The organism is Pseudomonas sp. HMSC066A08 (assembly GCF_001813025.1).
In the GTDB taxonomy this organism is placed as follows: Bacteria; Pseudomonadota; Gammaproteobacteria; order Pseudomonadales; family Pseudomonadaceae; genus Pseudomonas; species Pseudomonas aeruginosa.
This window is the reverse complement of the sequence record NZ_KV811348.1, coordinates 438,617-461,702: the sequence shown is the minus strand read 5'-3', so window position 1 is coordinate 461,702 and position 23,086 is coordinate 438,617. Positions and strand designations below refer to the sequence as shown.

Sequence of the window (23,086 nt, the reverse complement as noted above, 5' to 3'; positions counted from 1 at the left end):
TGTCTACTTATACAGTTGTTCGTGGCCGTCCGGCCGCCCTGACTTCGCGAGGACTTCAATGGACGAGAACAAGAAGCGCGCCCTGGCCGCGGCCCTGGGACAGATCGAACGCCAATTCGGCAAGGGCGCGGTCATGCGCATGGGCGACCATGAGCGCCAGGCGATCCCGGCCATCTCCACCGGCTCCCTGGGCCTGGACATCGCCCTCGGCATCGGCGGCCTGCCCAAGGGCCGGATCGTCGAGATCTACGGTCCGGAATCCTCCGGCAAGACCACCCTGACCCTCTCGGTGATCGCCGAGGCCCAGAAACAGGGCGCCACCTGTGCCTTCGTCGACGCCGAGCACGCGCTCGATCCCGACTATGCCGGCAAGCTGGGCGTCAACGTCGACGACCTGCTGGTCTCCCAGCCGGACACCGGCGAGCAGGCCCTGGAAATCACCGACATGCTGGTGCGCTCCAACGCGGTCGACGTGATCATCGTCGACTCCGTGGCCGCGCTGGTACCCAAGGCCGAGATCGAAGGCGAGATGGGCGACGCCCACGTCGGCCTGCAGGCACGCCTGATGTCCCAGGCGCTGCGCAAGATCACCGGCAACATCAAGAACGCCAACTGCCTGGTCATCTTCATCAACCAGATCCGCATGAAGATCGGCGTCATGTTCGGCAACCCGGAAACCACCACCGGCGGTAACGCACTGAAGTTCTACGCCTCGGTTCGCCTGGACATCCGTCGTACCGGCGCGGTGAAGGAAGGCGACGAGGTGGTGGGTAGCGAAACCCGCGTCAAGGTGGTGAAGAACAAGGTTTCCCCGCCGTTCCGCCAGGCCGAGTTCCAGATCCTCTACGGCAAGGGCATCTACCGTACCGGCGAGATCATCGACCTGGGCGTGCAACTGGGCCTGGTCGAGAAGTCCGGCGCCTGGTACAGCTACCAGGGCAGCAAGATCGGCCAGGGCAAGGCGAATGCCGCCAAGTACCTGGAAGACAATCCGGAAATCGGTTCGGTGCTGGAGAAGACCATTCGCGACCAGCTGCTGGCCAAGAGCGGCCCGGTGAAAGCCGACGCCGAAGAAGTGGCTGACGCCGAAGCCGATTGAGGCCAATGGCGACCGTGCTCGATACGCCCGTCGCCGTGCGGCGGGCGGCCATGGATCTGTTGGCGCGCCGTGAGCACGGGCGTGCCGAACTTTCCCGCAAGTTGCGCCAGCGTGGCGCGTCTGCCGAGTTGATCGATCCCGCCCTCGACCGCCTGGCCGAGGAAGGTCTGCTCGACGAATCCCGCTATCTCGAAAGCTTCATCGCCAGTCGCGCCCGCGGCGGCCATGGGCCGTTGCGCATCCGTGAGGAACTGGCGCAACGCGGCCTGCCGCGCGCCGATATCGAAAGGGCGCTGGATGCCTGCGAGGTCGACTGGAGCGCGCAATTGCGCGAGGTCTGGCGACGCAAGTTCGCCCGCCTGCCGCAGGACGCCAGGGAAAAGGCCCAGCAGGGCCGCTTCCTGGCGTACCGGGGTTACTCCATGGAGTCGATCAGCCGCCTGTTGAACGGCCGCAGCGACGATTGAGCGCGTGCCGGAGCGGCAGCTTCAGTCCCAGTTTTCCGGCAGGTTGATGTAGTCCAGCAATTCCCGCAGACGCCCCTGGTCGCGCCCGTTGAACACGAAGGCGAGGCGGGTCAGGTTGCGGAACTCCGGTTCGTCCTGTTCCTGCTCGCTGTAGGCCTGCTGCTGGAAGCCGCCGCTCAGGCAGAGGCTGGCGAAGTGTTCGTGCAGGTGCGCCAGAGCGGCTTCGTTCAGGGCGTGGTTCAGGCGAATCACGAAAGTGCCTTTCAGCCAGCGGCTGGAGTGGAAGTTGCGGTAGAACTGGGCGATTTCCTTCACCGCGTCTTCGGCCGAATGCACCAGGCGCATCAGGCGCATGTCGGCCGGCAGGATATAGTGGTTCTCCAGCAACTGTTCCTGCATGAACTCCAGGGCGTGTTCCCAGTAGCGGCCGCCCGGCTGGTCGAGCAGCACGATCGGCACCAGCGGGCTCTTGCCGGTCTGCACCAGGGTCAGCACTTCCAGTGCCTCGTCGAGGGTGCCGAAGCCGCCGGGGCAGAGCACCAGGGCGTCGGCTTCCTTGACGAAGAACAGCTTGCGCAGGAAGAAGAAGTGGAACGACAGCAGGTTGCCGCTGCCGTCCACCGTATGGTTGGCGTGCTGTTCGAAGGGCAGGGTGATATTGAAGCCCAGGCTGTTCTCCAGCCCGGCGCCTTCGTGGGCGGCGGCCATGATGCCGCCGCCGGCGCCGGTGATCACCATCAGGTCGTAGCGGGCCAGTTCCTCGCCCAGCTTGCGCGCCAGGGCATAGACCGGATGTTCGGCCGGCGTGCGCGCCGAGCCGAACACCGTGACCTTGCGTCGCCGCTTGAACTGCTCGAGGACGCTGAAGGCATGCTCCATCTCGCGCAGGGTCTGCAGCATGATCTTGGCGTCCCAGCGGTTGCGGTCGGCCTGGGCCATGCGCGTCACGGTGAAGAGCATCTCGCGGTAGAGCGCGAGATTGGGGCTGTCGCCGGGAGCCGCAAGGGCCGCCAGTTCGTCGACCTTCCGCGCCAGGTCGGTGCCGCTGGTCTGGAAGTGCCGGGAAAGATAGTCATCGGCTTCGTAGGGCATTCGCATACTCCTTCTACAACCACCCTGTACAGGCGGTCATCCGCATACTGCCACGGACTGCGTGACAGTTGCGGACGGCGGCTCAGATCTCGATGCGTTCGCCGGGCTCCGGTATCTCGGCATCCCAGTCGAGACGCTCGCGGATCGCGCCCTGCAGCGCTTCCATCTTTTCCCGCTCGCCATGTATCAGGTATAGCGCTGGACGGTGGGCGAAGTGACCGACCCAGTCGAGCAGCTGCGATTGCCCGGCGTGGGCGGAGAAGCCGCCGAGGGTATGGATCTGCGCCTTGACCGCGATGCGCTGGTGGAACACGCGAACCGCGCTGGCGCCGTCGACGATGTTGCGGCCCAGGGTGCCGCGCGCCTGGAAGCCGGGGAATACCACATGGCATTCCGGACGCCAGAGGTTGTGCTTGAAGTGATGGACGATACGGCCGCCGGTGCACATGCCGCTGCCGGCGATGATGATCGCGCCGCTCTTGATCCGGTTGATCGCCATCGACTCGTCGGCGCTGCGGGTGACGCGCAGCACCGGCAGCCATTCCTCCAGGCGGGTGGTGCCGGTGCCGCGAATGTACTCGCGGTCGCGGTCGTCGAACTCGTTGCTGTGGCGCAGGTAGATGCCGTTGGCGCGGGCGGCCATCGGGCTGTCGAGGAATACCGCCTGTTGCGGCAGGCGGCCCTCCTGGTAGAAGCGGCCGAGGTAGTAGAGCAGGTCCTGGGTGCGACCGACGGCGAACGACGGGATCAGCACGTTGCCGCCGTCGCGATGCGCCTGGTCGAGAATCGCCGCCAGTTCCTCCAGGGTGTCGTTGCTGTCGCGGTGATCGCGATCGCCGTAGGTGGACTCGAGCATCACCACGTCGGCCCGGCTCAGCGGCGAGGGCGCGCGCATCAACGGCGAGCAGGTGTTGCCGAGGTCGCCGGAAAACACCAGGCGGCGCGGTTGAACCTGGTCGTGGAATTGCACTTCGACGATCGACGAGCCGAGGATGTGCCCGGCGTTGTGAAAGGTCACCCGCACGCCACGAGCGACCGCCACGGTGCTGCCGAGGCTGATCGGCCGGCGCAGCTTGAGCGCGCGTTCGGTGTCGGCCTGGGTATACAGCGGCTTGATGCTCGGCTTGCCGATCCGGTTGCGCCAGCGGTTCTCCCACTCGGCGTCCTTTTCCTGGATGTGCGCGGAGTCCAGCAGCATGAGTTCCAGCAGTTCGCAGGTGGCCTCGGTGGCGAAGATCGGGCCCTTGAAGCCCTCGGCCGCCAGGCGCGGTAGCAGGCCGCTGTGGTCCAGGTGGGCGTGGGAGATGACCACCGCGTCGATGCTCGCGGGATCGAAGGGGAAGGGCGCGCGGTTGCCGTTGTCGGCTTCGCGGCGCCCCTGGCGCATGCCGCATTCGAGCAGGACCTTCACGCCCTCGAGGGTTTCCAGCAGATAACAGGAGCCAGTGACCTCCTGGGCGGCGCCTAGAAACGTCAGTGATGCCATCGAGCCTCCTCCGTCAGAGCTCTGTCGACGCCCCGATACCTTTCGGGGATCGTGGAATGCCATGGAACCTTCGTACAGGGCCAGGGTGAACGAATCGGGGGCGGGGAGCTTGATGCAGGTCAGCGCCCTTTGCCGTGTGCTGCCTAGACTGCAAGGCACCACTAGGGAGGCTACCCACCATGAGTCAGATTCTGCCCAGTCAGGACGAGTTGCTTGCCCATGCGGCGGCCGAGCCGGCGTTTGCCGCGTGGCTGCAAGGCCATGGTCCGCTCCAGCATAGCGCAGAGACCCGCGCCGCCGTGTTCCGCACCGCTCATCAATTGGTCCAAGCCGGGCTGCAACCGGACCTGGCCAGCGTCTACCAGCTGTTCCGCGCCCTCGACCGGCTGACCGCCAGCGCCCTGCGCATCGTCGTGCACATGACCTACGCCCGGCGCATCCGCCTGGACGGCCAGCCGTTGCAGGCCGAGGATTTCAAGACACAGCCCGAGGGCCACACCGGCGGAGCCCTGAACATGGTCCCGGCCTACGCCGGCTATCTGGCACTCAACGTCCTGACCGGCAAGACTCGCGCCTGGCTGATGGGCCAGGGCCATTGCGTGGCCGCCATCGACGCGCTGAACGTCCTCACCGGCAACCTGCACCCGGAGCAGGAGCGCGCCTATGCCGACGGCGAGGAAGGGCTGAACCGCTTGCTGCAGGACTTCTACGGCTACGCCCAGGCCCCCAACGGCGCACCGGCGGCGCCACTGGGCAGCCACGTGAATCCGCATACCGCCGGCGGTATCGCCGAGGGCGGCTACCTCGGCTTCGCCGAATTGCAGTATGCACACATGCCGCTGCCCGGCGAGACCCTGGTGGCGTTCCTCTCCGATGGTGCCGCCGAGGAACAGCGCGGCAGCGACTGGATTCCGCGTTGGTGGCGAGCCGAGGATTGCGGGGCGGCGCTGCCGGTGATGATCGCCAATGGTCGGCGCATCGAGCAGCGCACCGAACTGGGCACCCACGAGGGGCTGGAGGGTTTCAAGCTGCATCTGCGCCGCTGCGGCTTCGATCCGATCAGCTTCGATGGGCGCGACCCGGCCGCCTTCGTCTGTACGCTCTGGGAGATGGAGCAGCGCCTGGAGCGGCGCGTGCAGGAGAAGAACAGCGGCATCCTCCGCTACCCGCTGCCGATTCCCTACGGCATCGCCGAGACGGTCAAGGGCTTCGGTTTCTATGGCGCCGGCAGCAACGCCGCGCACAACCTGCCGCTGCCGGGCAATCCGCATAACGACGAACAGGCCCGGCAACTGTTCAACCAGCATGCAAACGAACTCTGGGTCGAGCCTGAGGCTCTCGAATTGGCCCGCCGGCTGTTCGCCGAGCAGCGCGGTGAGCGTCCCCTCGAACGGGACAACCCGCTGGCCCTGCGCCATCCCATCGAACCGATCATCCCGCCGCTGCGCTATCGCGACGACGCCTGCTCGCCGATGGCCGCGCTGGACCGCTTCTATACCGAGCTGGTGGAGGCCAACCCCGACCTGCGCGCCCGTGTCGGCAATCCCGACGAATTGGCCAGCAACCGCCTCGGCGGCGTGCTCAAGGCGCTCAAGCATCGGGTCAGCGAGCCGGAGAGCGAACTGGAGTCGGTGAGCGGTCGGGTCATCACCGCGCTCAACGAGGAGGCGGTGGTGTCCGCCTGCCTGGCCAACCAGGGCGGACTCAACCTGGTTGCCAGCTACGAGGCGTTCTGCGTGAAGATGCTCGGCGCGGTGCGTCAGACCCTGATTTTCGCCCGCCAACAGAAGGAGGTTGGGCGCCCGGCCGGCTGGCTGGGCTGGCCGCTGGTCGCTACTTCGCATACCTGGGAGAACGGCAAGAACCAGCAGTCGCACCAGGACACCACCTTCTGCGAGGCCCTGCTTGGCGAGATGAGCGACATGGTCCGGGTGCTCTTTCCGGCCGACCACAACAGCGCCCTGGCGCTGCTGCCGACGATCTACCGCAGCCGGGGGCAACTGGCCTGCCTGGTGATCCCCAAGCGCGACCGGCCGATGGTGTTCGACGCCGTCCAGGCCGAGCGCCTGGCCCGCGACGGCGCCATCCTGGTCGAGGAGCGCTGCGGCTCCGACCCGCTGCTGCTGATCGCCAACGGCAGCTACCAGCTCGAACAGATGCGCCGCGCCGCGCAGCGCCTGGCCGAGGCCGGGCAGGCCTACCGGCTGGTCTACCTGCAGGAGCCGGGACGCTTCCGCGCGCCGCGCGATCGCTGGGAGGTCGAGGCGGTGGCCGACGAGGCGCTGGTGGAACGACTGTTCCCGGATAGCCATGAGCGCCGCGTGCTGCTCACCCATATGCGTGCGGAAGTGGCGCGCGGGCATCTTTGGCCGATCCTGCCGGATGCCCGGCGCACCTCGGTACTCGGCTATCGCAACCGCGGCGGCACCCTCGACGAGGCGGGCATGCAGTTCGCCAACCGCGCCTGCTGGGGCAACGTGTTGGCGGCTTGCGCCCGCTTGATGGAGGTGCCGCGCACCGCGCTGCTGACCCCGGAGGAAGCGGCGGCGGTGGCTGGCAAGGGCGATCCGGCGTTGTTGCGCTGAGTTCGGCTGCGTATCGGCGGATAACGCTTGTGGCGTTATTCGCCCTGCCGAACGGGGGGGGGCCTGGCGAAGGCAGGGGTGGGCAGGGTATCGGCGGATAACCTCTGCGGCGTTATCGCCTACGGAGCGGGGGGACGAAGCGGCTTGAGCAGCCCGTCCAGCCCGTCGATCTTCAGTTCCAGGGTCAACTGCATCAGCCGCCCGAGTTCACCGGGCGGGAACCCTTTCTTGTAGAACCATAGCAGATACTCCTCCGGCAGGTCGACCAGCATCCGCCCCTGGTACTTGCCGAACGGCATCGGCGTCCTGGCGATCTTCAGCAGATGCTGCTTGTCCAGCATGGCGACCGCGCGGCGCGCTTACTTCTTGCCCTGGATGCGGCAGCTGCCGGCATCGAAGCGTTCGGTGGCGACCGGCTGGTTGGTCTTGTACTCGGTGAAGCTGTAGGTGAGGATCGCGCCGCGGGCGAGCAACTGGCGATAGCCGGTATTGCTGCACACGCTATCGCCGAGTTGGCTGCGCACGCTATCCGGATTGGAGCGCATGCGCTCGGCGTGGCTGGCGCGAACGCTGAGGTGATTGATCAACTGGTTGCCTTCGACGGTGTAGCCCTGGTCGAGGATGTCTTCGTTGATGGCGCGGGGAGTGCCTACGCTGCTTTCCTTGGCCACTTTCTCCAGCATCTTGCTCAGTTCGAAATCCTTGAGCGAGGCGGCATGGGCGGCGGTGGGCAGGACGAAACAAAGGGCAAGGGCCATGAAGCGCGACATCGAAGATCTCCTGGGGCAATAAGCGGATTCGACCGATGGAGGGGCGAATTGTTTCCGTCGGCCCTTTCCCGGGACGGACGGTGACGAATGGGCGCCATGTTACCGCGTTCGGTGCGGGGCACGGAAACGCAAAAGGGCGACCGAGGGTCGCCCTTTCGTCGATAGCGGTGCGGATCAGCGCAGCTTGATCTCGGTCCAGAGCTTGTTCAGGGCGCGACGCTGGCGCGAGTTCAGGTCCTTCAGCGGCTCCAGCCTGGCCTGGGTGGCGGCGTCCGGGAACAGGGCGGCGAGCGTCTTGATTTCCGGCTTGATGAAGGGCAGGGCGGCGGCGTTGGGCGTGCCGGTACCGATCTGGTTGGTCAGTTCGGAAGCGTTCCGACCGTCGAGCATGAAGTCGATGAAGCGGTAGGCCAGGTCAGGGTTCTTCGAGCCTTTGTGGATCACCATGTTGTCGATGGCCAGCACCGCACCTTGGCGGGGCAGGGCGAAGTCGACCTTGAAGGCGCGGCCGGCAGCCTCCGCGTCGGCCCTGGCCTGGTACATGTCGCTGGAGTAGCCATGGGCGACCCAGATGTTGCCCAGGGTCAGTTCCTTGATATAGCTCGAGGAGTTGAACGCGGCCCAGTACGGCTTGGCGGCGAGGATCAGCGCCTGGGCTTCCTTCCAGTGCTGCGGGTCGGTGTCGTTGGCGGAGTGGCCGAGGTACTTCAGGGCGGCGCCGAACAGTTCCTGCGGGTCGTCCATCACCGTGACCCTGCCCTTGATCTTCTCCAGGACCGCCGGGTCGAAGATCACCGACCAGTCGGCGGGGTCGATGCCCAGCTTGTCCAGCTCGGTCTTGTTGTAGCCGACCAGGGTGGTGGTGAAGGCGTAGGGCAGGGAATAGCGGTTGCCCTTGTCGAAATCCTTGTCCAGGTAGCCCGCGGCCTCGTTGCTCAGGTTCGCCAGGCGGCTCTTGTCCAGCTCCAGCAGGTCGCCCTTGCGGATCAGCGCCTCGACCGCGTTCTGGGTCGGGATGATCACGTCGTAGCCGCTGGCCCCGGCGGCCAGCTTGGCCATCATCTCCTCGGTGCCGGAATAGAACTCCTGCACCAGCTCGCAGCCACATTGCTGCTCGAAGCGTTTCACCGTGTCCTCGGCGATGTAGTCGTTCCAGTTGAACAGATACAGCTTCTCGGCGGCGGTGGCCTGGGCGGCTCCTGCCATGAGGGTTGCGACGAGCAACAGCTTTTTCATCATGGTTCCTTGTTACGGGGTGGCAGGGCTCCGGAAACCGGAGCAGGGCGAGGCCGCGGGCCTCTCCGGGAGGCCCGCGGGTTTCGGCGGATCAATGGCCCTTGATGGCGCTGGGGGAGAGTTTCGAGGCGATCAAGATCAGCACCAGGGTGAGCAGCATCAGCAGGGTGGAGACGGCGTTCACTTCGGGCGTCACGGCGATCTTGATCATGGTGTAGATCTGCGTCGGCAGGGTGGCGAAGCCGCCGCCGGCGGTGAAGAAGGTGATCACGAAGTCGTCGATGGACAGGGTGAAGGCCATCAGCGCGCCGGCGACGATGCCCGGCATGATCAGCGGCAGGGTCACCAGGCGGAAGCTCTGCCAGGGCGTGGCACCGAGGTCGCGGGCCGCCTCGGTGAGGCTTTCGTCCATGCCCGACATGCGCGCCTGCACCACCAGGGCGACGAAGCCGACCGAGAAGGTGATGTGCGCGAGGGTCACCGAGAGCATGCCCAGGCTCATGTTCAGGCCGATGAAGAAGATCACCAGCGAGACCCCCATCAGGAGTTCCGGAATGGCGATCGGGGTCAGCACCAGCAGGGGCAGCATGCGCAGCTTGAAGCGATGCAGGGCGACCCCGGCGAGGGTACCGAGCAGGGTCGCCACGCTGGCCGAAACCAGCGCGATGACCAGCGAGTTGGCGGCGGCCTGGAGCATGTCGCGATTGCCGAACAGCTTGCGGTACCAGTCCAGGGTGAAGCCGACCCACTCGGCGTTCAGCCGCGAGTCGTTGAAGGAGTACAGCACCACGATCACCAGCGGTACGTAGAGGAACAGGTACACCAGCGCGGTGGCGCTCCAGAGCAGGTAGGGCCTACGCATGGGCGCCTCCCTTGCGGGCGCGCGCGGCACCCATGCCGAGGGCGACCAGCAGCAGGATGCAGCCGGTCAGGGCGATCGACAGCGCGCTGCCGAACGGCCAGTCGCGGGAGTCGAGGAACTGGCTCTTGATCAGGTTGCCGATCATGATGCCGTCGGTACCGCCGACCAGGTCGGGGATGGCGAACATTCCCAGCACCGGGATGAATACCAGTGCCGCGCCGGCGGCCACGCCCGGCAGCGAGAGCGGGAAGGTCACCCGCCAGAAGCGTTGCCAACGACCGGCGCCGAGGTCCTGGGCGGCGTCCAGCAGGGCCGGGTCGTGTTTTTCCAGGTTGGCGTAGAGCGGCAGGATCATGAACGGCAGGTGCACGTAGACCATGCACAGGATCACCGCGAACGGGGTGAACATCAGGCTGATCGGCTGCGCGCCGAACAGGTCCAGCGTGGCGTTGATCCCGCGGGTCAGGGCACCGGACGGCGAGAGGATGATCATCCAGGCGTAGACGCGCACCAGCAGGTTGCTCCAGAACGGCAGGATCACCAGCAGGATCAGCAGGTTGCGCCACTTCGCCGGGGCCCTGGCGAGGGTGGTCGCCACCGGGTAGGCGAGCAACAGGCAGGCCAGGGTGGTGACCAGGGCGTAGCCGAAGGATTTGACGAACAGTTGCAGGTACACCCAGCTCTCGGTGAGCCGGGTGTAGTTCTCCACGCTGAGGTCGTAGACGGTCTGCCCGTCCTCGCTGTACATCCAGGGCGCCAGGCCGCCGTAGTCGCCGGGAAAGCGGAACGAGGCGAACAGCATGATCAACGCCGGAACCAGGAAGAAGAACAGCAGATACGCTTGCGGCGGCCAGACCAGCAGCCACTTGCCGAGGTTCTTTCTCATCGTGTCAGACCCTGACCAGATGGCCGGCATCGAAGCGCCAGGCGGCTTCCACCGCGTCGCCCACCTCGAAGAACTTGGCTCGGCCGGGCGTGGCGTTGGGCAGCAGGGTTTCCAGGCGCTCGCCGTTCTCCAGCTCGACGATGTACAGGGTCACGTCGCCTAGGTAGAGCAGTTCGGCGACGCGACCGCGGAAGTGCACCTCGTCGCTGTCGGCGGTGACGCTCTGCGCCAGGCGGATCTTCTCCGGCCGCAGGGTCAGCACGCAGGCCTCGCCGGGCTGGGCGTCGAAGGATTTCAGCGCCTGGACCTCGCCCAGGCCCCGGAGACCGATGCGCACGCGTTCGTCGTCGACCGCCTCGACCGTGGCGTCGAGCAGGTTGCACTGGCCGATGAAGTCGGCGACGAAACGACTGCGCGGGAAGCTGTAGATGGTTTCCGGGGCGTCCAGTTGCTCCACCCGGCCCTGGTTCATCACCGCGATGCGGTGCGACAGCGCCAGGGCTTCGCCCTGATCGTGGGTGACATAGACGAAGGTGATGCCGACGTCCTTCTGCAGGTTGATCAGTTCGATCTGCATTTCTTCGCGCAGCTTGGCGTCCAGCGCCGACAGCGGTTCGTCGAGCAGCAGCAGGCGCGGCCGGTTGACCAGCGCGCGGGCGATCGCCACGCGCTGGCGCTGGCCGCCGGAAAGCTGTGTCGGCATGCGCCCGCCCTTGTCCGCCAGGCGTACGTCCTTCAGGGCCTGTTCGACGCGGGCGTCGATCTCGCTCTTCGCCACTCCGGCCATCTTCAGCGGGAAGGCGATGTTCTGCGCCACGCTCATGTGCGGGAACAGCGCGTAGCTCTGGAACACCGTATGCACCGGGCGCTTCTCCGGCTCGACGCCGGCGAGGTCCTGGCCGTTGAGGCGGATCTCGCCGCTGTCCGGCTGGTCGAAGCCGGCGAGCATGCGCAGGAGGGTGGTCTTGCCGCACCCGGAAGGGCCGAGGAGGGTGAAGAATTCGCCGGTGTTGATCGTCAGGCTGACATTGTCGACGGCGGTGAAGTCGCCGAAGCGGCGGGTCACGTTGCGGATCTCGAGCAAGGGGGGCGTCACTCGTCTGGAGAGGCAGTAAGGTCAGCGGGCGGAGCCGGCTGCCCGGTGTCGAAAAAGGGGGCGGATTATAGGGATCGCATCCCGCTCTAACTAGACGTCTGAGGCCCCTGTGAAGAATTTTTTTTCACGGCCTCGGAAGTTGTCCGACAAAGCAGGAGCCACGCGGGCTCTGATAGAATTTCGCGGTCGCTTTCCAGCCCGTTTCCTCGAGTCTTCGATGTTCCTTCGCCCGTCCTTTCCGCATCGGGAGCCTGCCCGATGAGCCATGCCGTTTCCCGCTTGCGCCAGGAGCGCCTGGCGCGCAGCCTGAAACCCTTCGTCGCGCGCGGTTCGCGCATGCCGCGCTGCGAAAACTGTCGGCTGCTGCCCAGCTATTGCATGTGCGCCTGGCGGCCGCGGGTCGAGGCGCGCGCCGGCATGTGCCTGGTCATGCACGACATCGAGGCGCTGAAACCGACCAACACCGGCTGGCTGATCGCCGATACCGTGGCCGACACCTTCGCCTTCGGCTGGTCGCGCACCGAGGTCGACCCGCGCTTGCTGGAGTTGCTGGCCGACCCGCAGTGGCAGCCATACCTGGTGTTCCCCGGCGAATACGTGGCGGCAGAGCGGGTGGTGAACGAGGTCGCCCCGCTGGCGGAAGGCAAGCGGCCGCTGTTCATCCTGCTCGACGCGACCTGGACCGAGGCGCGCAAGATGTTCCGCAAGAGTCCCTACCTGGAGCCGTTCCCGGTGCTCAGCCTGCTGCCCGAGCAGCTCTCGCGCTATCGCCTGCGTCGCTCGACCCGTGGCGAGCACCTGTGCACCGCCGAAGTGGCGGCGCTGTGCCTGGAGCTGGCTGGCGACGAGGCCGCGGGCGAGGCGCTCGGCGCCTACCTGGAGGTGTTCAGCGAGCGCTACCTGGGCGCCAAGCGGCACATTCCGCTGGATGAGGCCAGCCCGGCGCACCGTGCCCTGGCGCCGTTCCGTGGCTGAGCGTCAGGCCGGGCGCGCTTCGGCGGCGAGCTTGCGCGGCCACAACTGCGCCACCAGCATGCCCGCCAGCATCAGCGCGCAACCGAAATAGCCGCGCAGGTGCAGGGTCTCGGCGAGGAACAGGGCGCCGGCGATGGCGGCGAACACCGCTTCCAGGGACAGGATGATCGCCGCATGGGAAGCGATGGCGTGCTTCTGCGCCACCACCTGCAGGGTGAAGCCGGTGCCGACGCCGAGCAGGCCGCCGTATAGCAGGGCGGGACCGGCCTGGACGATGGCGTCCCAGTGGATTTCCTCGAAGACCAGTGCCAGCAGCAGGCTGACCGCCGCGCAGGTGGCGAACTGCAGGAAGGCCAGGCGGATCGGGTCGTAGCGGCTGGCGAACAGGCCTACCAGCAGAACGTGCGCGCCCCAGACCACCGCGCCGGCCAGTTGCAGCCAGTCGCCGGAGGCAACCTGGAAGCCCGGGCCGATGCTCAGCAGGGCCATGCCGAGCACCGCCAGCGACGCCCCCAGCCAGGTGCCCGCGCCGGTGCGCTGGCCGAACAGCAGGCCGAGCAACGGCACGACGATCACGTAGAGCCCGGTGATGAAGCCGGAGTTGGTCACGCTGGTGAACAGCAGGCCGACCTGCTGCAGGTTGATCCCGGTGGTCAGGGCGACGCCGAGGATCACACCGGCGAGCAACTGTCCGCGATTGAAGGGTTGCGCGCCGTCGCGTCGCGAGCGCAGCATCAGCAGTGGCACCAGCACCAGGGCACCGAGGACGAAGCGCAGGCCGGTATAGAGGAACGGCCCGATGGCGTCCATCCCCAGGCGCTGGGCGACGAACGACACCCCCCAGATCATGGCGGTGATCAGCATCAGGACATCGGCACGCAGGGCTTGGCTTCGCATGGCTCGCTCGACGGGGCGGGGAGGGTCCGCCACTCTGCCAGCAAGCCGGGGTGTTTGAAAAGACGAAGGCGGTGTACGAGGTATCCCTCATTCGGCTTGACCGGTCCGCCCTCGGTCGGCATCCTGAGCGCCGCCTCGGCTGGGCCGAACAAACTAGGACATGTCATGGCTTCTTACGAGATCCTGATCGCCGACGATCACCCCCTGTTTCGCAGCGCTTTGCACCAGGCCCTCACCCTCGGGCTGGGTCCCGACGTGCGCCTGGTGGAAGCCGCCAGCATCGCCGAACTGGAAGCGCGGCTGAACGAGAAGGCCGATTGGGATCTGGTCCTGCTGGACCTCAACATGCCGGGGGCCTATGGCTTCTCCGGCCTGGTGCTGTTACGCGGGCAATACCCGCAGGTGCCGGTGGTGATGATCTCGGCACAGGAGGAGGCCGCGGTGGTGCAGCGCTCCCGCGAGTTCGGCGCCAGCGGCTTCATTCCCAAGTCCAGCCCGCTGGAAACCCTGCAGCAGGCGGTGCGCGCGGTGCTCGACGGGGACACCTGGTGGCCGCCGCAGGATGCCGCCGCCGAAGCCCTCAGCGAGGAGGCCAAGGCCGCCAGCGCCGGCCTCGCCAGCCTCACCCCGCAACAGTTCAGGGTACTGACCATGGTCTGCGAAGGGTTGCTGAACAAGCAGATCGCCTACGACCTGAACGTTTCCGAGGCGACGGTGAAGGCCCACGTCACGGCGATCTTCCGCAAGCTCAACGTGCGCACCCGGACCCAGGCCGCGCTGCTGCTGCAACAAATGGAGACGGTTCCCGCTTCTCATTGAGAGACGGCTTAACGCTTTTTTGACCAGCCGGCGGCTAGACTGCCGGCCTTCCGAATCGATGAGAACCCGACGTGTCGCCTTCCCCCTTCAAAGGCCAGACCGGCCTCAAGCGTATCCTCAACGCCACCGGCTACTCCCTCGCAGGTTTCCTCGCTGCCTTCCGCGGTGAAGCCGCCTTCCGCCAACTGGTGCTGCTCAACGTGGTGCTGATCCCGGTGGCCTTCCTCCTCGACGTCAGTCGCGGCGAACGCGCGCTGATGATCGCAGTCTGCCTGCTGGCGCTGATCGTCGAGCTGCTCAACTCGGCGATCGAGGCCACCGTCGACCGCGTCTCGCTGGAACGCCACCCTCTGTCGAAGAATGCCAAGGACATGGGCAGCGCCGCGCAGTTCGTGGCCCTCACCGTGATCACCGTGACCTGGGCGACTATCCTGCTGGGCTGATCTTCGCGGACATGAAAAAGCCGGAGGCATCGCTGCCTCCGGCTTTTTCTTGCGAGCGAGGGCGGCGGTTCAGGCCGCCGCGTCGAAGCTGTCGGCCCGCGCCATGTTCCACATGCGCTCGTAGAACTCGCCTTCGATCTTGCCGGAGAGCAGTTCGCCCGGCTTGAGGAAGTAGTGCAGCTGCGAGAACAGGCGGATCTCGGTGTCGGTGATGCGTCGCACCAGGTGCTTGGCTTCGAGCTGCGAGGGATGTTCCAGGCCCGCCGCGGCGAGCATCTCGGCCAGGCCCTTGAGGGTGTTGCGATGGAAGTTGCGCACCCGCTCGGCCTTGTCCGGCACCACCAGCGCGCGCTGGCGCAGCGGGTCCTGGGTAGCGACGCCGGTCGGGCATTTGTTGGTATGGCAGCTCTGCGACTGGATGCAGCCGATGGCGAACATGAAGCCGCGCGCCGAGTTGGCCCAATCCGCGCCGGTGGCCAGGACGCTGGCGATGTCGAAGGCGCTGACGATCTTGCCGCTGGCGCCGACCTTGATCTTGTCGCGCAGGTTGAGGCCGACCAGGGTGTTGTGGACGAACAGCAGGCCTTCGCGCAGCGGCACGCCGATATGGTCGGTGAACTCCAGCGGCGCCGCGCCAGTGCCACCTTCCTTGCCGTCGACGACGATGAAGTCGGGGAGGATGCCGGTCTCCAGCATGGCCTTGGCGATGCCCATGAACTCCCATGGATGGCCCAGGCAGAACTTGAAGCCGACCGGCTTGCCGCCGGACAGTTCGCGCAGCTGGGCGATGAACTGCATCAGCTCGATCGGCGTGGAGAAGGCGCTGTGGCGCGACGGCGAAACGCAATCCTCGCCCATCGGCACGCCGCGGGTGGAGGCGATCTCGGGGGTGACCTTGTGCTTGGGCAGGATACCGCCGTGTCCCGGCTTGGCGCCCTGGCTGAGCTTGATCTCGATCATCTTCACCTGCGGGTCGAGGGCCTGGGCGGCGAAGCGCTCAGGGTCGAACTTGCCGTCGCGGGTGCGGCACCCGAAGTAGCCGCTGCCCAGTTCCCAGACCAGGTCGCCGCCGTTCTCGCGATGATAGGGACTGATGCTGCCCTCGCCGGTGTCGTGGTAGAAGTTGCCCATCTGCGCGCCACGGTTCAGCGAGCGAATGGCGTTGGCGCTGAGGGCGCCGAAACTCATCGCCGAGACGTTGAACAGCGACGCGGAGTACGGCTTGCTGCATTGCGGCCCGCCGATGTCGACGCGGAACTCGCAGGGATCGCTGAGTGGCGCCGGACGCATCGAGTGGCTGATGAATTCGTAGCCGGCGGTGTACACGTCGATCAGGGTGCCGAAGGGCTTCTCCGAGCTTTCGTTCTTCGCCCGCGAGTAGACCAGCGAGCGCTGGGCGCGGGAGAAGGGCAGGGCGTCGCCGTCGGCTTCCAGCAGGTACTGGCGGATTTCCGGGCGGATGCCTTCCACCAGATAGCGGATGTTGCCCAGGATCGGATAGTTGCGGCGCACCGCATGGGGTGTCTGTATCAGGTCGAACAGGCCGAGCAGGCTCAGGGCCACGCCCAGGAGGGTGAACGGCCAGAGCCATTCGGTACTGCCGAGGAACGGCAGGCTGAGCAAGGTGAACAGGGCGATACAGGCGAAAAACGCATAGCGACTGAGTAGCGACAGATTCATCACGTCTCCAATCTTCAGGCTTCGGTTCAAAATGGTAGTCACCTTCTTCGAGGCGTCTACGACGGGTTCCCCCCGCGCTAACCAAGCGCTGATTATGGGAAACAAACGGGGATAGAAAGCAAGCTAATAATTGTGTCTGGATAGTCGAGCAGCCGAATGGTCGCCGGCAAATCTTTCCCTAGTTGCGAATTATTCTTATCGGAGTAATATGTAACTATATAACATTATGTAGGAGGCATTCCCATGAAACCCGGCATCCATCCCGAATACCGTCCCGTCCTGTTCCACGACACCTCGGCCGACGTGTACTTCCTGATCGGCTCCACCGCGGAGACCAACAAGACCCATACCCATATCGACGGCAAGACCTATCCCTACGTGACCCTGGACGTTTCCAGCGCCTCGCACCCGGTCTACACCGGCGAACAGCGCAAGACCAAGAGCGAAGGCCGCGTGGCCGGGTTCAACAAGCGTTTCGCCGGCTTCGTCGGCGGCAAGGGGGCCTGATGAAAGTCCTCGCCTCGCTGAAACAGGCCAAGCTGCGCCATCGCGATTGCCAGGTGGTGAAGCGCCGTGGCCGGCTCTACGTGATCTGCAAGTCGAATCCGCGCTTCAAGTGCGTGCAGGGCCGGCCGAAGCCGAAGATCAAGCGCCGCTGAGCGGCGACGGGGCGGTCGCCCGTCCCGTCAGCCCTGGGCCTGGAGGAACAGGCCGAACAGCTCGGACTGCGACTTGATGCCGAGCTTGCCGTACATGTGCTTGCGGTGGACCTTCACGGTTTCCGCCGAGATCGCCAGCTTGCGGGCGATCTCCTTGCTCGAACAGCCGCTGAGCATCAGCCTGCCGACCTCCAGTTCGCGCGCCGTCAGCGGCGTGCCCATCTGCTCCGCGACCTTCTCCAGCGAACCCTGCCAGCCCGGCTCCGGCGCCGCGGGGCTGTTCAACACTTCGTCCTCGAAGGCCAGGCGCTGGCGCATCAGCCCGGCCACCCAGGGCCGCACCAGGCCGAGCACGGCGAGTTGCTCGGGGGTGAAGCGGCGCCGCGAGCCCAGTGACAGGCAGAGGGTGCGTTCGCCGGAGAGCTGGACGTTGATCTGGATTTCATCGGCCACCACGTTGAGGCGGAAGTAACGCTGGTAGTAATCGGTCTGCTCGAAGCATTCCGGTGCCACGTCGGCCAGACGAAACAGGCCGCTGCACGGGTTCTCGCGGCTGGCGATGTAGAACGGGTCGAGCAGGTAGAGGCCTCGCAGGTAGTCCTGGAACAGCGGGTCCGGCCCGCCGTCGGCGCCCGGGCATTCGGCGAACACCTGTGGCCGGCCCTGGCTGAACAGCAGGGCTACCCAACTGTCGAACGGAACGTACTGTTCGAGCAGGCGTACCAGGCGAATCCAGAAGTCCGGCGCATCCAGCGCCTCGACCAGTTGCCCGACGGAGCGGTGCCAGGCGATGTCCTGCAAGGTGAAACTCATCTTCTACCCCTGTTGGGTTAACCCTCGGACGTAATTATCGGCGCGGGGAACGCCAAGCATACTGTGCAGACCCCTGCATACGAACAGCGCGCGTGCCGAACAGCGCCCGAGAACAACAAGGAATTCCGATGAAAGTCGAACTCGTCCAGATCGCCGGTCGCGATGGCGACACCGCGCACAACCTGGAACGCGCCCTGGCGGCCATAGCCGACTGCGCGGCGGACACCGAACTGGTGGTGTTCCCGGAAACCCACCTGACCGGCTTCCCCAGCGAAGACAACATAGCCGCCCTCGCCGAGCCGCTCGACGGCCCGACGGTCAGCGCGGTGCAGCGCGTCGCCCGTGAACGTAACGTCTCGGTGGCGATCGGCATCGCCGAGGCGGACGCCGGCCGCTATTACAACACCACCCTGCTGATCGCTCCCGACGGCATCGCCCTGAAATACCGCAAGACCCACCTGTGGGCCTCCGACCGCGGCATCTTCACGCCTGGCGACCGCTACGCCACCGCCCTGTGGAACGGCATCCGGGTCGGCCTGCTGGTGTGCTTCGACATCGAGTTCCCGGAAAGCGCGCGGGCCCTCGGCCAACTGGGTGCGGAACTGATCATCGTGACCAATGGCAACATGGACCCCTATGGCCCGACCCATCGCACCGCGATCATGGCCCGCGCCATGGAAAACCAGGCCTACGCGGTGATGGTCAACCGCGTCGGGCATGGCGACGGCGGGCTGGTCTTCGCCGGCGGCAGCGCGGTGGTCGATCCCTACGGCCAGTTGCTCTGCGAGGCCGGGCGCGAAGAATGCCGGCAGATCGTCGAACTGGACCTCGGCCGGTTGCAGGTTGCGCGTCGGGATTACCGTTACCTCGAAGAGCGTCGCCTGGTCCTGCCCGGCGAGCGCCGCGAGCACCCGGACGGCCTGCGCGAACTGCTGATTCCCTGATCCACCGCGGCGCGACAGGAGCGTCGCGTCGTCCTCCGCCCGCCAGCGAGCGGGCGAGGATCGGCCCGGAAAGCCGTAGCACAACGATGGGCGCCCGAGCGTCCGCCGGTCTCCCGGGTGAGGGGAGGCCCCTGCGTCCCGCGGCCCGGCCGGCTGCGGGCCACTGCCATAACAAACGATAATTCCGGAGTAAGCAGTAATGGCCAGACTCAAGCGCACCCTGTCGCTGGGTTCCGTGGTGCTGTTCGGCATCGCCTACATGACCCCCATCATCGTCCTCGGGACTTTCGGCATCCTCGCCGAGACCACCCAGGGACACGTCCCCGCCGCCTACATCGCCGCTTCCCTGGCGATGCTCTTCACCGCCCTCAGCTACGGGCGCATGGCCGCGGCCTTCCCGGTGGCCGGCTCGGCCTATACCTACGTGCGCAAGGCCATCGATTCCCGGCTCGGCTTCATCGCCGGCTGGGCGGTGCTGCTCGACTACCTGTTCCTGCCGATGGCGATCTGGCTGATCGGCGCCGCCTACCTGCACTCGGCCTTTCCCGCGGTACCCAACGCGATCTGGGTGCTGGCGTTCATCGGCGTGACCACGACGATCAACATCGTCGGCCTGCGCCTGGCGAAGAACGTCAATGGCCTGCTGATGCTGGTGCAGTTCCTGGTCCTCGGCGCCTTCGTCGCGCTCTGCGTGCACTACGTGCTGGGCGATCCGGGCAAGCCGCTATGGTCGCTGCAACCGTTGCTCGGCGGCGACCTGCAGGTGCCGCTGGTGATGAGCGGTGCGGCGATCGCCTGCTACTCGTTCCTCGGTTTCGACGCGGTCAGCACCCTGACCGAGGAAACCCGCGACCCGCGGCGCAACATCCCGCGGGCGATCCTGCTGATCACCCTGGTGGGCGGGCTGATCTTCATCGTCACCTCGTACTTCGTGCAACTGGCGCACCCGTCGTTCGCCTTCGACAGTGCGGACTCGGCGGCCTACGAGATCGCCCGCAACATCGGTGGCGACCTGTTCGTGACCTTCTTCCTGGTCGGCCTGATCGTCGGCCAGTTCACCTCCGGCCTCTCGGCCCAGGCCAGCGCCTCGCGCCTGCTCTTCGCCATGGGCCGCGACGGCGTCCTTCCGCGGCCGTTCTTCGGTCGTCTCGGCAAGCGCTTCGAGACGCCGGTGAACAGCATCGTCCTGTGCGGCGTGGTGGCCCTGCTGGCGCTACAGATGGACGTGACCACCTCCACCTCGTTCATCAACTTCGGCGCCTTCCTCGCCTTCAGCCTGGTCAACCTGTCGGTGGTCTTCCACTACTACCTTGGCGCCGAGCGCCGCGGTCCACGGGAAACCCTGTTGTTCCTGGTATTCCCTGGCATCGGCCTGGTCGCCGACCTGTGGCTGATGGCCAGCCTCGATCACCTGGCGATCATCCTCGGCCTCTGCTGGCTGGCGCTGGGCGCGGTGTACCTGGCGGCGATCACCCACGGTTTCCGCGAGCAGCCGCCGGAGATGCGTTTCGAGGAGGGCTGAAAAAGAATCGACGCCCGTTTCGCGGCGGCAAGGCGCAGGCTCCTGGCCTAGAGTGGCTATCCATCGCCTCCCTGGTTCCGGAGCCGGCCATGTCCGACGCAGCGTTGTTCCTTCCCCTTCCCGATGACGACACCCTGTATGCCGCGCTGTTGGCGCGCGACCCCGCCTACGACGGCTTCGCCTTCGTCGGGGTGAAGAGCACCGGGGTGTTCTGCCGCCTGACCTGCCCGGCGCGCAAGCCGAAGCGCGAGAACACCCAGTTCTTCGATTCGATCAGGGGCTGCGTCGAGGCCGGCTTTCGTCCCTGCCTGCGCTGCCGGCCGCTGGAACGGCTCGGCACGCAGGGGCCGCTGGTCAGCGACCTGCTCCAGCGCCTCGGTCGGCAACCGCAGCGGCGCTGGTTCGAAGACGACCTGGCGGCGCTGGGTTACGACCCATCCACCGTGCGCCGTGCCTTCAAGCGCGAGTTCGGCGTGACCTTCCTGGAAATGGCTCGCCTGCGCCGTCTTGGCCAGGTCGCCGAGCGGCTGTCCTCGGGCGCGCGGGTGATCGACGCGCAACTGGATGCCAGCTTCGACTCCGACAGCGGCTTCCGTAGCGCCTTCGCGCGCCTGCTGGGCGAGCCGCCGTCGCAGTTGCGCGGGCGTGAGCTGCTCAAGGCGGACTGGCTGCTGACCCCGCTCGGCGCCATGCTCGCGGTGGCCGATGCGCAGGCCCTGCACCTGCTGGAGTTCTTCGACCGCCCGGCGTTGAGCGGGGAGCTGAAACGCCTGCAGAAGAGCAGCGGATCGAGCATCGGTTTCGGCCGTTTCGCCCCCATCGACAGGATCGAGGCGGAACTCGCCGGCTACTTCGGCGGTACTCCAGTGCGCTTCCAGACCCCGTTGGCGCTGAACGCCTCGGCCTTCACCCGCACGGTCTGGCAGGCGCTGCGCGAGGTACCGTGCGGCAGCACGCAGAGCTACGCCGGGCTGGCCAGGTCCATCGGCTCGCCGTCGTCGGTGCGCGCCGTGGCCCGCGCCAACGGAGCCAACCAGATCGCCATCGTGATTCCCTGCCACCGCGTCATCGGTTCGGACGGTTCCCTGACCGGCTATGGCGGTGGCCTGTGGCGCAAGCGCTGGTTGCTGGAGCACGAGCGGCGCATGGGCGCTGCCGGCTAGCCGGGATCGCCGCCCAGTAGCCGGGCGGGGGCGCGCAACACCGCTTTCCGCTCGACCGCTACGGGCCGCTGCAAGTCCTCGGCGTCGGCGCGCTCGGCGGTCGACAGGTCGCTGGCGTGGAACCCGGTGATCCGCAACAGGGCCAGGGTACAGGCCAGCGAGACCAGCGCGTAGCAGGCCGAGGCCAGGGCCACGCCGACGATGCTGCCGGTACTGTTGAGGATCCACTGGGCCAGTACCGGCGTACCGCCGCCGACCAGCAGCGAGCAGAGCTGGTAGGCCAGCGACAGGCCGGTGTAGCGCACCCGCGCCGGGAAGGCTCGGGCGAGGATACCGCCCACCGCGCCGTAGAACATCGCGTGCGGCACCGTGGCCAGGCACATGCCGACCGCGGCGATCCAGTAGACCTTGGTTTCCACGGCGAAGAACATCGCCGGCATCAGGATGAACTCCGGCAGCACCATCAGGCATGCCGCCTTGCGCATGTCGATGCGCGAAGTGAGCAGCGCCCCCAGCGGCTGGCTGAGGAACTGCACCACCAGCGCGACCACGATGATGCTGAGGAAGGTGCCCTGGCTGTAGCCGAGGGTCTTGGTCGCCCAGGAGAGGGCGAAGGTGCTCTTGAAGTAGGTGACGTGGATGATCGGCAGCACGCCGGCGCCGAGCAGGACGATCTTCCAGTGCTTGCCCAGCACCTCGGCGAGCGGCAGTTTCACCGTGCGCTTCTGCGCCAGCACGCGCTTCATGTCTTCCGACTCCTCCAGCTTCAGGCGGATCACCATGCCGACGATGACCAGCACCGCGGAGAGCAGGAACGGCGCGCGCCAGCCCCAGAGAATGAAGTCCGAGGCGGGCAGGGCGCTGAGGGCGAAGAACGCCAGGGTCGCCAGCAGGTTGCCGGTGGGCGAGCCCTGCTGGGCGAAGGCGGCGTACAGGATGCCCTTGCCCTTGGGCGCGCTTTCGCTGGCGATCAGGATCGCGCCGCCCCACTCGCCGCCGACCGCGATGCCCTGGACGATACGCAGCGCCACCAGGGAGATCGGTGCCCAGATGCCGATCTGCGTATGGACCGGCAGCAGGCCGATGCAGGTCGTGGCGATGCCCATCATCATCAGGGTGATCACCAGGGTGGTCTTGCGGCCGATGCGGTCGCCGAGATGGCCGAAGATGATCCCGCCCAGCGGGCGGGCGATGAAACCCGACCAGAGGGTGACGAAGGACAGCAGGGTGGCCAGGCCCGGATCCATGTCGGCGGGGAAGAATACCTTGCCGAACACCAGGGCGGCGGCCAGGCCGTAGATGTAGAAGTCGTACCACTCGATAGTGGTGCCGATGAAGGAGGCGATACCGGCCCTGCGGGCCTTCTTGTGCAGGTCGGCGTCTTCGGGAGAGGGCGTGCGCGGCATGGGTCGAGTCCTGTTTATTGTTGTTCTCGCCGACACGCCGCTCCCTACCGCCTTTCGCTGAAAGGCGGGGCGGAAACGCTGGTTTCCGTGGAGGGGGAGAGTGTGTCGGTGTTGACCCGGGTGCCTCGGAGTCTAGGTGGCACCCCCGCAAATCAATAGTCTTTTAATCTTATGGCTCGATAAGGG

The 23,086-nt window shown here is 66.4% G+C and carries 23 protein-coding genes; 11 read left to right on the top strand and 12 right to left on the bottom strand.

Translation table 11 applies throughout. The annotated features are described in order from the left end of the window. Window positions 1-58: 58 nt before the first annotated feature. Window positions 59-1,099 (top strand): recombinase RecA, encoded by a 1,041-nt coding sequence (gene recA / locus HMPREF2886_RS25920; RefSeq protein WP_003092260.1) that lies wholly within the window; start codon window positions 59-61, stop codon window positions 1,097-1,099. A gap of 5 nt (window positions 1,100-1,104) precedes the next feature. After that, window positions 1,105-1,566: a recombination regulator RecX gene (recX, locus tag HMPREF2886_RS25915; protein WP_033973083.1), complete on the top strand. Its 462-nt coding sequence runs from the start codon at window positions 1,105-1,107 to the stop codon at window positions 1,564-1,566. Window positions 1,567-1,587: 21 nt separating this feature from the next. Here recX and HMPREF2886_RS25910 read toward each other — a convergent pair whose 3' ends face one another. Continuing rightward, a complete protein-coding gene (locus HMPREF2886_RS25910) occupies window positions 1,588-2,658 on the bottom strand; it encodes an LOG family protein (protein WP_070748653.1) in 1,071 nt (356 codons plus the stop codon). Window positions 2,659-2,740: 82 nt separating this feature from the next. After that, entirely contained in the window at window positions 2,741-4,144 is a 1,404-nt protein-coding gene (locus HMPREF2886_RS25905) for an MBL fold metallo-hydrolase RNA specificity domain-containing protein (protein WP_033973084.1), read from the bottom strand. 179 nt (window positions 4,145-4,323) lie between these two features. On the opposite strand from HMPREF2886_RS25905, the gene HMPREF2886_RS25900 reads away from it, so the two are divergent. Beyond that, entirely contained in the window at window positions 4,324-6,729 is a 2,406-nt protein-coding gene (locus HMPREF2886_RS25900; protein ID WP_003113876.1) for a phosphoketolase family protein, read from the top strand. A gap of 119 nt (window positions 6,730-6,848) precedes the next feature. Here the strand turns inward: HMPREF2886_RS25900 and HMPREF2886_RS25895 are convergent, their stop codons facing one another. From HMPREF2886_RS25895 to HMPREF2886_RS25870, 6 genes are all read right to left on the bottom strand, one after another. Continuing rightward, window positions 6,849-7,070, bottom strand: coding sequence for a DUF3820 family protein (locus HMPREF2886_RS25895; RefSeq protein ID WP_003092249.1), 222 nt, complete (start codon window positions 7,068-7,070; stop codon window positions 6,849-6,851). An 18-nt stretch (window positions 7,071-7,088) separates the two neighbouring features. Next, window positions 7,089-7,499 carry a quorum-sensing-regulated virulence factor family protein gene (locus HMPREF2886_RS25890; RefSeq protein WP_003092248.1) on the bottom strand — a complete coding sequence of 137 codons (411 nt, stop codon included), beginning with the start codon at window positions 7,497-7,499 and terminating at the stop codon, window positions 7,089-7,091. Between the two features lie 174 nt (window positions 7,500-7,673). Then, window positions 7,674-8,738 (bottom strand): polyamine ABC transporter substrate-binding protein, encoded by a 1,065-nt coding sequence (locus HMPREF2886_RS25885; protein ID WP_033975651.1) that lies wholly within the window; start codon window positions 8,736-8,738, stop codon window positions 7,674-7,676. Between the two features lie 88 nt (window positions 8,739-8,826). Then, a complete protein-coding gene (locus HMPREF2886_RS25880) occupies window positions 8,827-9,597 on the bottom strand; it encodes an ABC transporter permease (protein WP_033971786.1) in 771 nt (256 codons plus the stop codon). Then, window positions 9,590-10,483 (bottom strand): ABC transporter permease, encoded by an 894-nt coding sequence (locus tag HMPREF2886_RS25875; RefSeq protein WP_003159504.1) that lies wholly within the window; start codon window positions 10,481-10,483, stop codon window positions 9,590-9,592. The genes HMPREF2886_RS25880 and HMPREF2886_RS25875 overlap by 8 nt, the downstream gene beginning before the upstream one ends. Before the next feature lie 4 nt (window positions 10,484-10,487). After that, complete coding sequence (locus tag HMPREF2886_RS25870) at window positions 10,488-11,579, bottom strand: ABC transporter ATP-binding protein (RefSeq protein ID WP_083318617.1); 1,092 nt, start codon at window positions 11,577-11,579, stop codon at window positions 10,488-10,490. Window positions 11,580-11,837: 258 nt separating this feature from the next. Between HMPREF2886_RS25870 and HMPREF2886_RS25865 the strand changes: the two genes are divergently transcribed. After that, window positions 11,838-12,554: a tRNA-uridine aminocarboxypropyltransferase gene (locus HMPREF2886_RS25865; RefSeq protein WP_033974372.1), complete on the top strand. Its 717-nt coding sequence runs from the start codon at window positions 11,838-11,840 to the stop codon at window positions 12,552-12,554. Between the two features lie 3 nt (window positions 12,555-12,557). Here HMPREF2886_RS25865 and HMPREF2886_RS25860 read toward each other — a convergent pair whose 3' ends face one another. Next, window positions 12,558-13,484 carry a DMT family transporter gene (locus HMPREF2886_RS25860; protein WP_003119360.1) on the bottom strand — a complete coding sequence of 309 codons (927 nt, stop codon included), beginning with the start codon at window positions 13,482-13,484 and terminating at the stop codon, window positions 12,558-12,560. Between the two features lie 132 nt (window positions 13,485-13,616). Between HMPREF2886_RS25860 and erdR the strand changes: the two genes are divergently transcribed. Both erdR and HMPREF2886_RS25850 read left to right on the top strand, forming a co-directional pair. Next, the gene (gene erdR / locus HMPREF2886_RS25855; protein ID WP_003092229.1) at window positions 13,617-14,270 is read left to right on the top strand and encodes a response regulator transcription factor ErdR; all 654 of its coding nucleotides are present in this window, start codon (window positions 13,617-13,619) and stop codon (window positions 14,268-14,270) included. Window positions 14,271-14,341: 71 nt separating this feature from the next. Further along, a complete protein-coding gene (locus tag HMPREF2886_RS25850; RefSeq protein ID WP_003092226.1) occupies window positions 14,342-14,713 on the top strand; it encodes a diacylglycerol kinase in 372 nt (123 codons plus the stop codon). A 69-nt stretch (window positions 14,714-14,782) separates the two neighbouring features. Here HMPREF2886_RS25850 and HMPREF2886_RS25845 read toward each other — a convergent pair whose 3' ends face one another. After that, a complete protein-coding gene (locus HMPREF2886_RS25845; RefSeq protein WP_033975647.1) occupies window positions 14,783-16,393 on the bottom strand; it encodes an FMN-binding glutamate synthase family protein in 1,611 nt (536 codons plus the stop codon). 243 nt (window positions 16,394-16,636) lie between these two features. Between HMPREF2886_RS25845 and HMPREF2886_RS25840 the strand changes: the two genes are divergently transcribed. Next, window positions 16,637-16,900 (top strand): type B 50S ribosomal protein L31, encoded by a 264-nt coding sequence (locus HMPREF2886_RS25840; RefSeq protein ID WP_070748649.1) that lies wholly within the window; start codon window positions 16,637-16,639, stop codon window positions 16,898-16,900. Next, the gene (gene ykgO / locus HMPREF2886_RS25835) at window positions 16,900-17,052 is read left to right on the top strand and encodes a type B 50S ribosomal protein L36 (protein WP_003092209.1); all 153 of its coding nucleotides are present in this window, start codon (window positions 16,900-16,902) and stop codon (window positions 17,050-17,052) included. Before HMPREF2886_RS25840 ends, ykgO begins: the two co-directional genes overlap by 1 nt. 27 nt (window positions 17,053-17,079) lie before the next feature. Here the strand turns inward: ykgO and HMPREF2886_RS25830 are convergent, their stop codons facing one another. Continuing rightward, window positions 17,080-17,865 carry a helix-turn-helix transcriptional regulator gene (locus HMPREF2886_RS25830; RefSeq protein ID WP_003092207.1) on the bottom strand — a complete coding sequence of 262 codons (786 nt, stop codon included), beginning with the start codon at window positions 17,863-17,865 and terminating at the stop codon, window positions 17,080-17,082. 128 nt (window positions 17,866-17,993) lie between these two features. Between HMPREF2886_RS25830 and HMPREF2886_RS25825 the strand changes: the two genes are divergently transcribed. The 3 genes from HMPREF2886_RS25825 (at window position 17,994) to HMPREF2886_RS25815 (ending at window position 21,494) form a co-directional block, all read left to right on the top strand. Then, a complete protein-coding gene (locus HMPREF2886_RS25825) occupies window positions 17,994-18,809 on the top strand; it encodes a carbon-nitrogen hydrolase family protein (RefSeq protein ID WP_070748647.1) in 816 nt (271 codons plus the stop codon). A 199-nt stretch (window positions 18,810-19,008) separates the two neighbouring features. Next, window positions 19,009-20,331: an APC family permease gene (locus HMPREF2886_RS25820; RefSeq protein WP_033975644.1), complete on the top strand. Its 1,323-nt coding sequence runs from the start codon at window positions 19,009-19,011 to the stop codon at window positions 20,329-20,331. A gap of 89 nt (window positions 20,332-20,420) precedes the next feature. Next, window positions 20,421-21,494, top strand: coding sequence for a bifunctional transcriptional activator/DNA repair enzyme AdaA (locus HMPREF2886_RS25815; protein ID WP_033975643.1), 1,074 nt, complete (start codon window positions 20,421-20,423; stop codon window positions 21,492-21,494). On the opposite strand, the gene HMPREF2886_RS25810 is transcribed toward HMPREF2886_RS25815, so the two are convergent. Then, on the bottom strand, window positions 21,491-22,900 hold the full coding sequence (locus HMPREF2886_RS25810) for an MFS transporter (RefSeq protein ID WP_033975642.1): 1,410 nt from the start codon (window positions 22,898-22,900) through the stop codon (window positions 21,491-21,493). The genes HMPREF2886_RS25815 and HMPREF2886_RS25810 overlap by 4 nt on opposite strands. Between the last annotated feature and the right edge of the window lie 186 nt (window positions 22,901-23,086).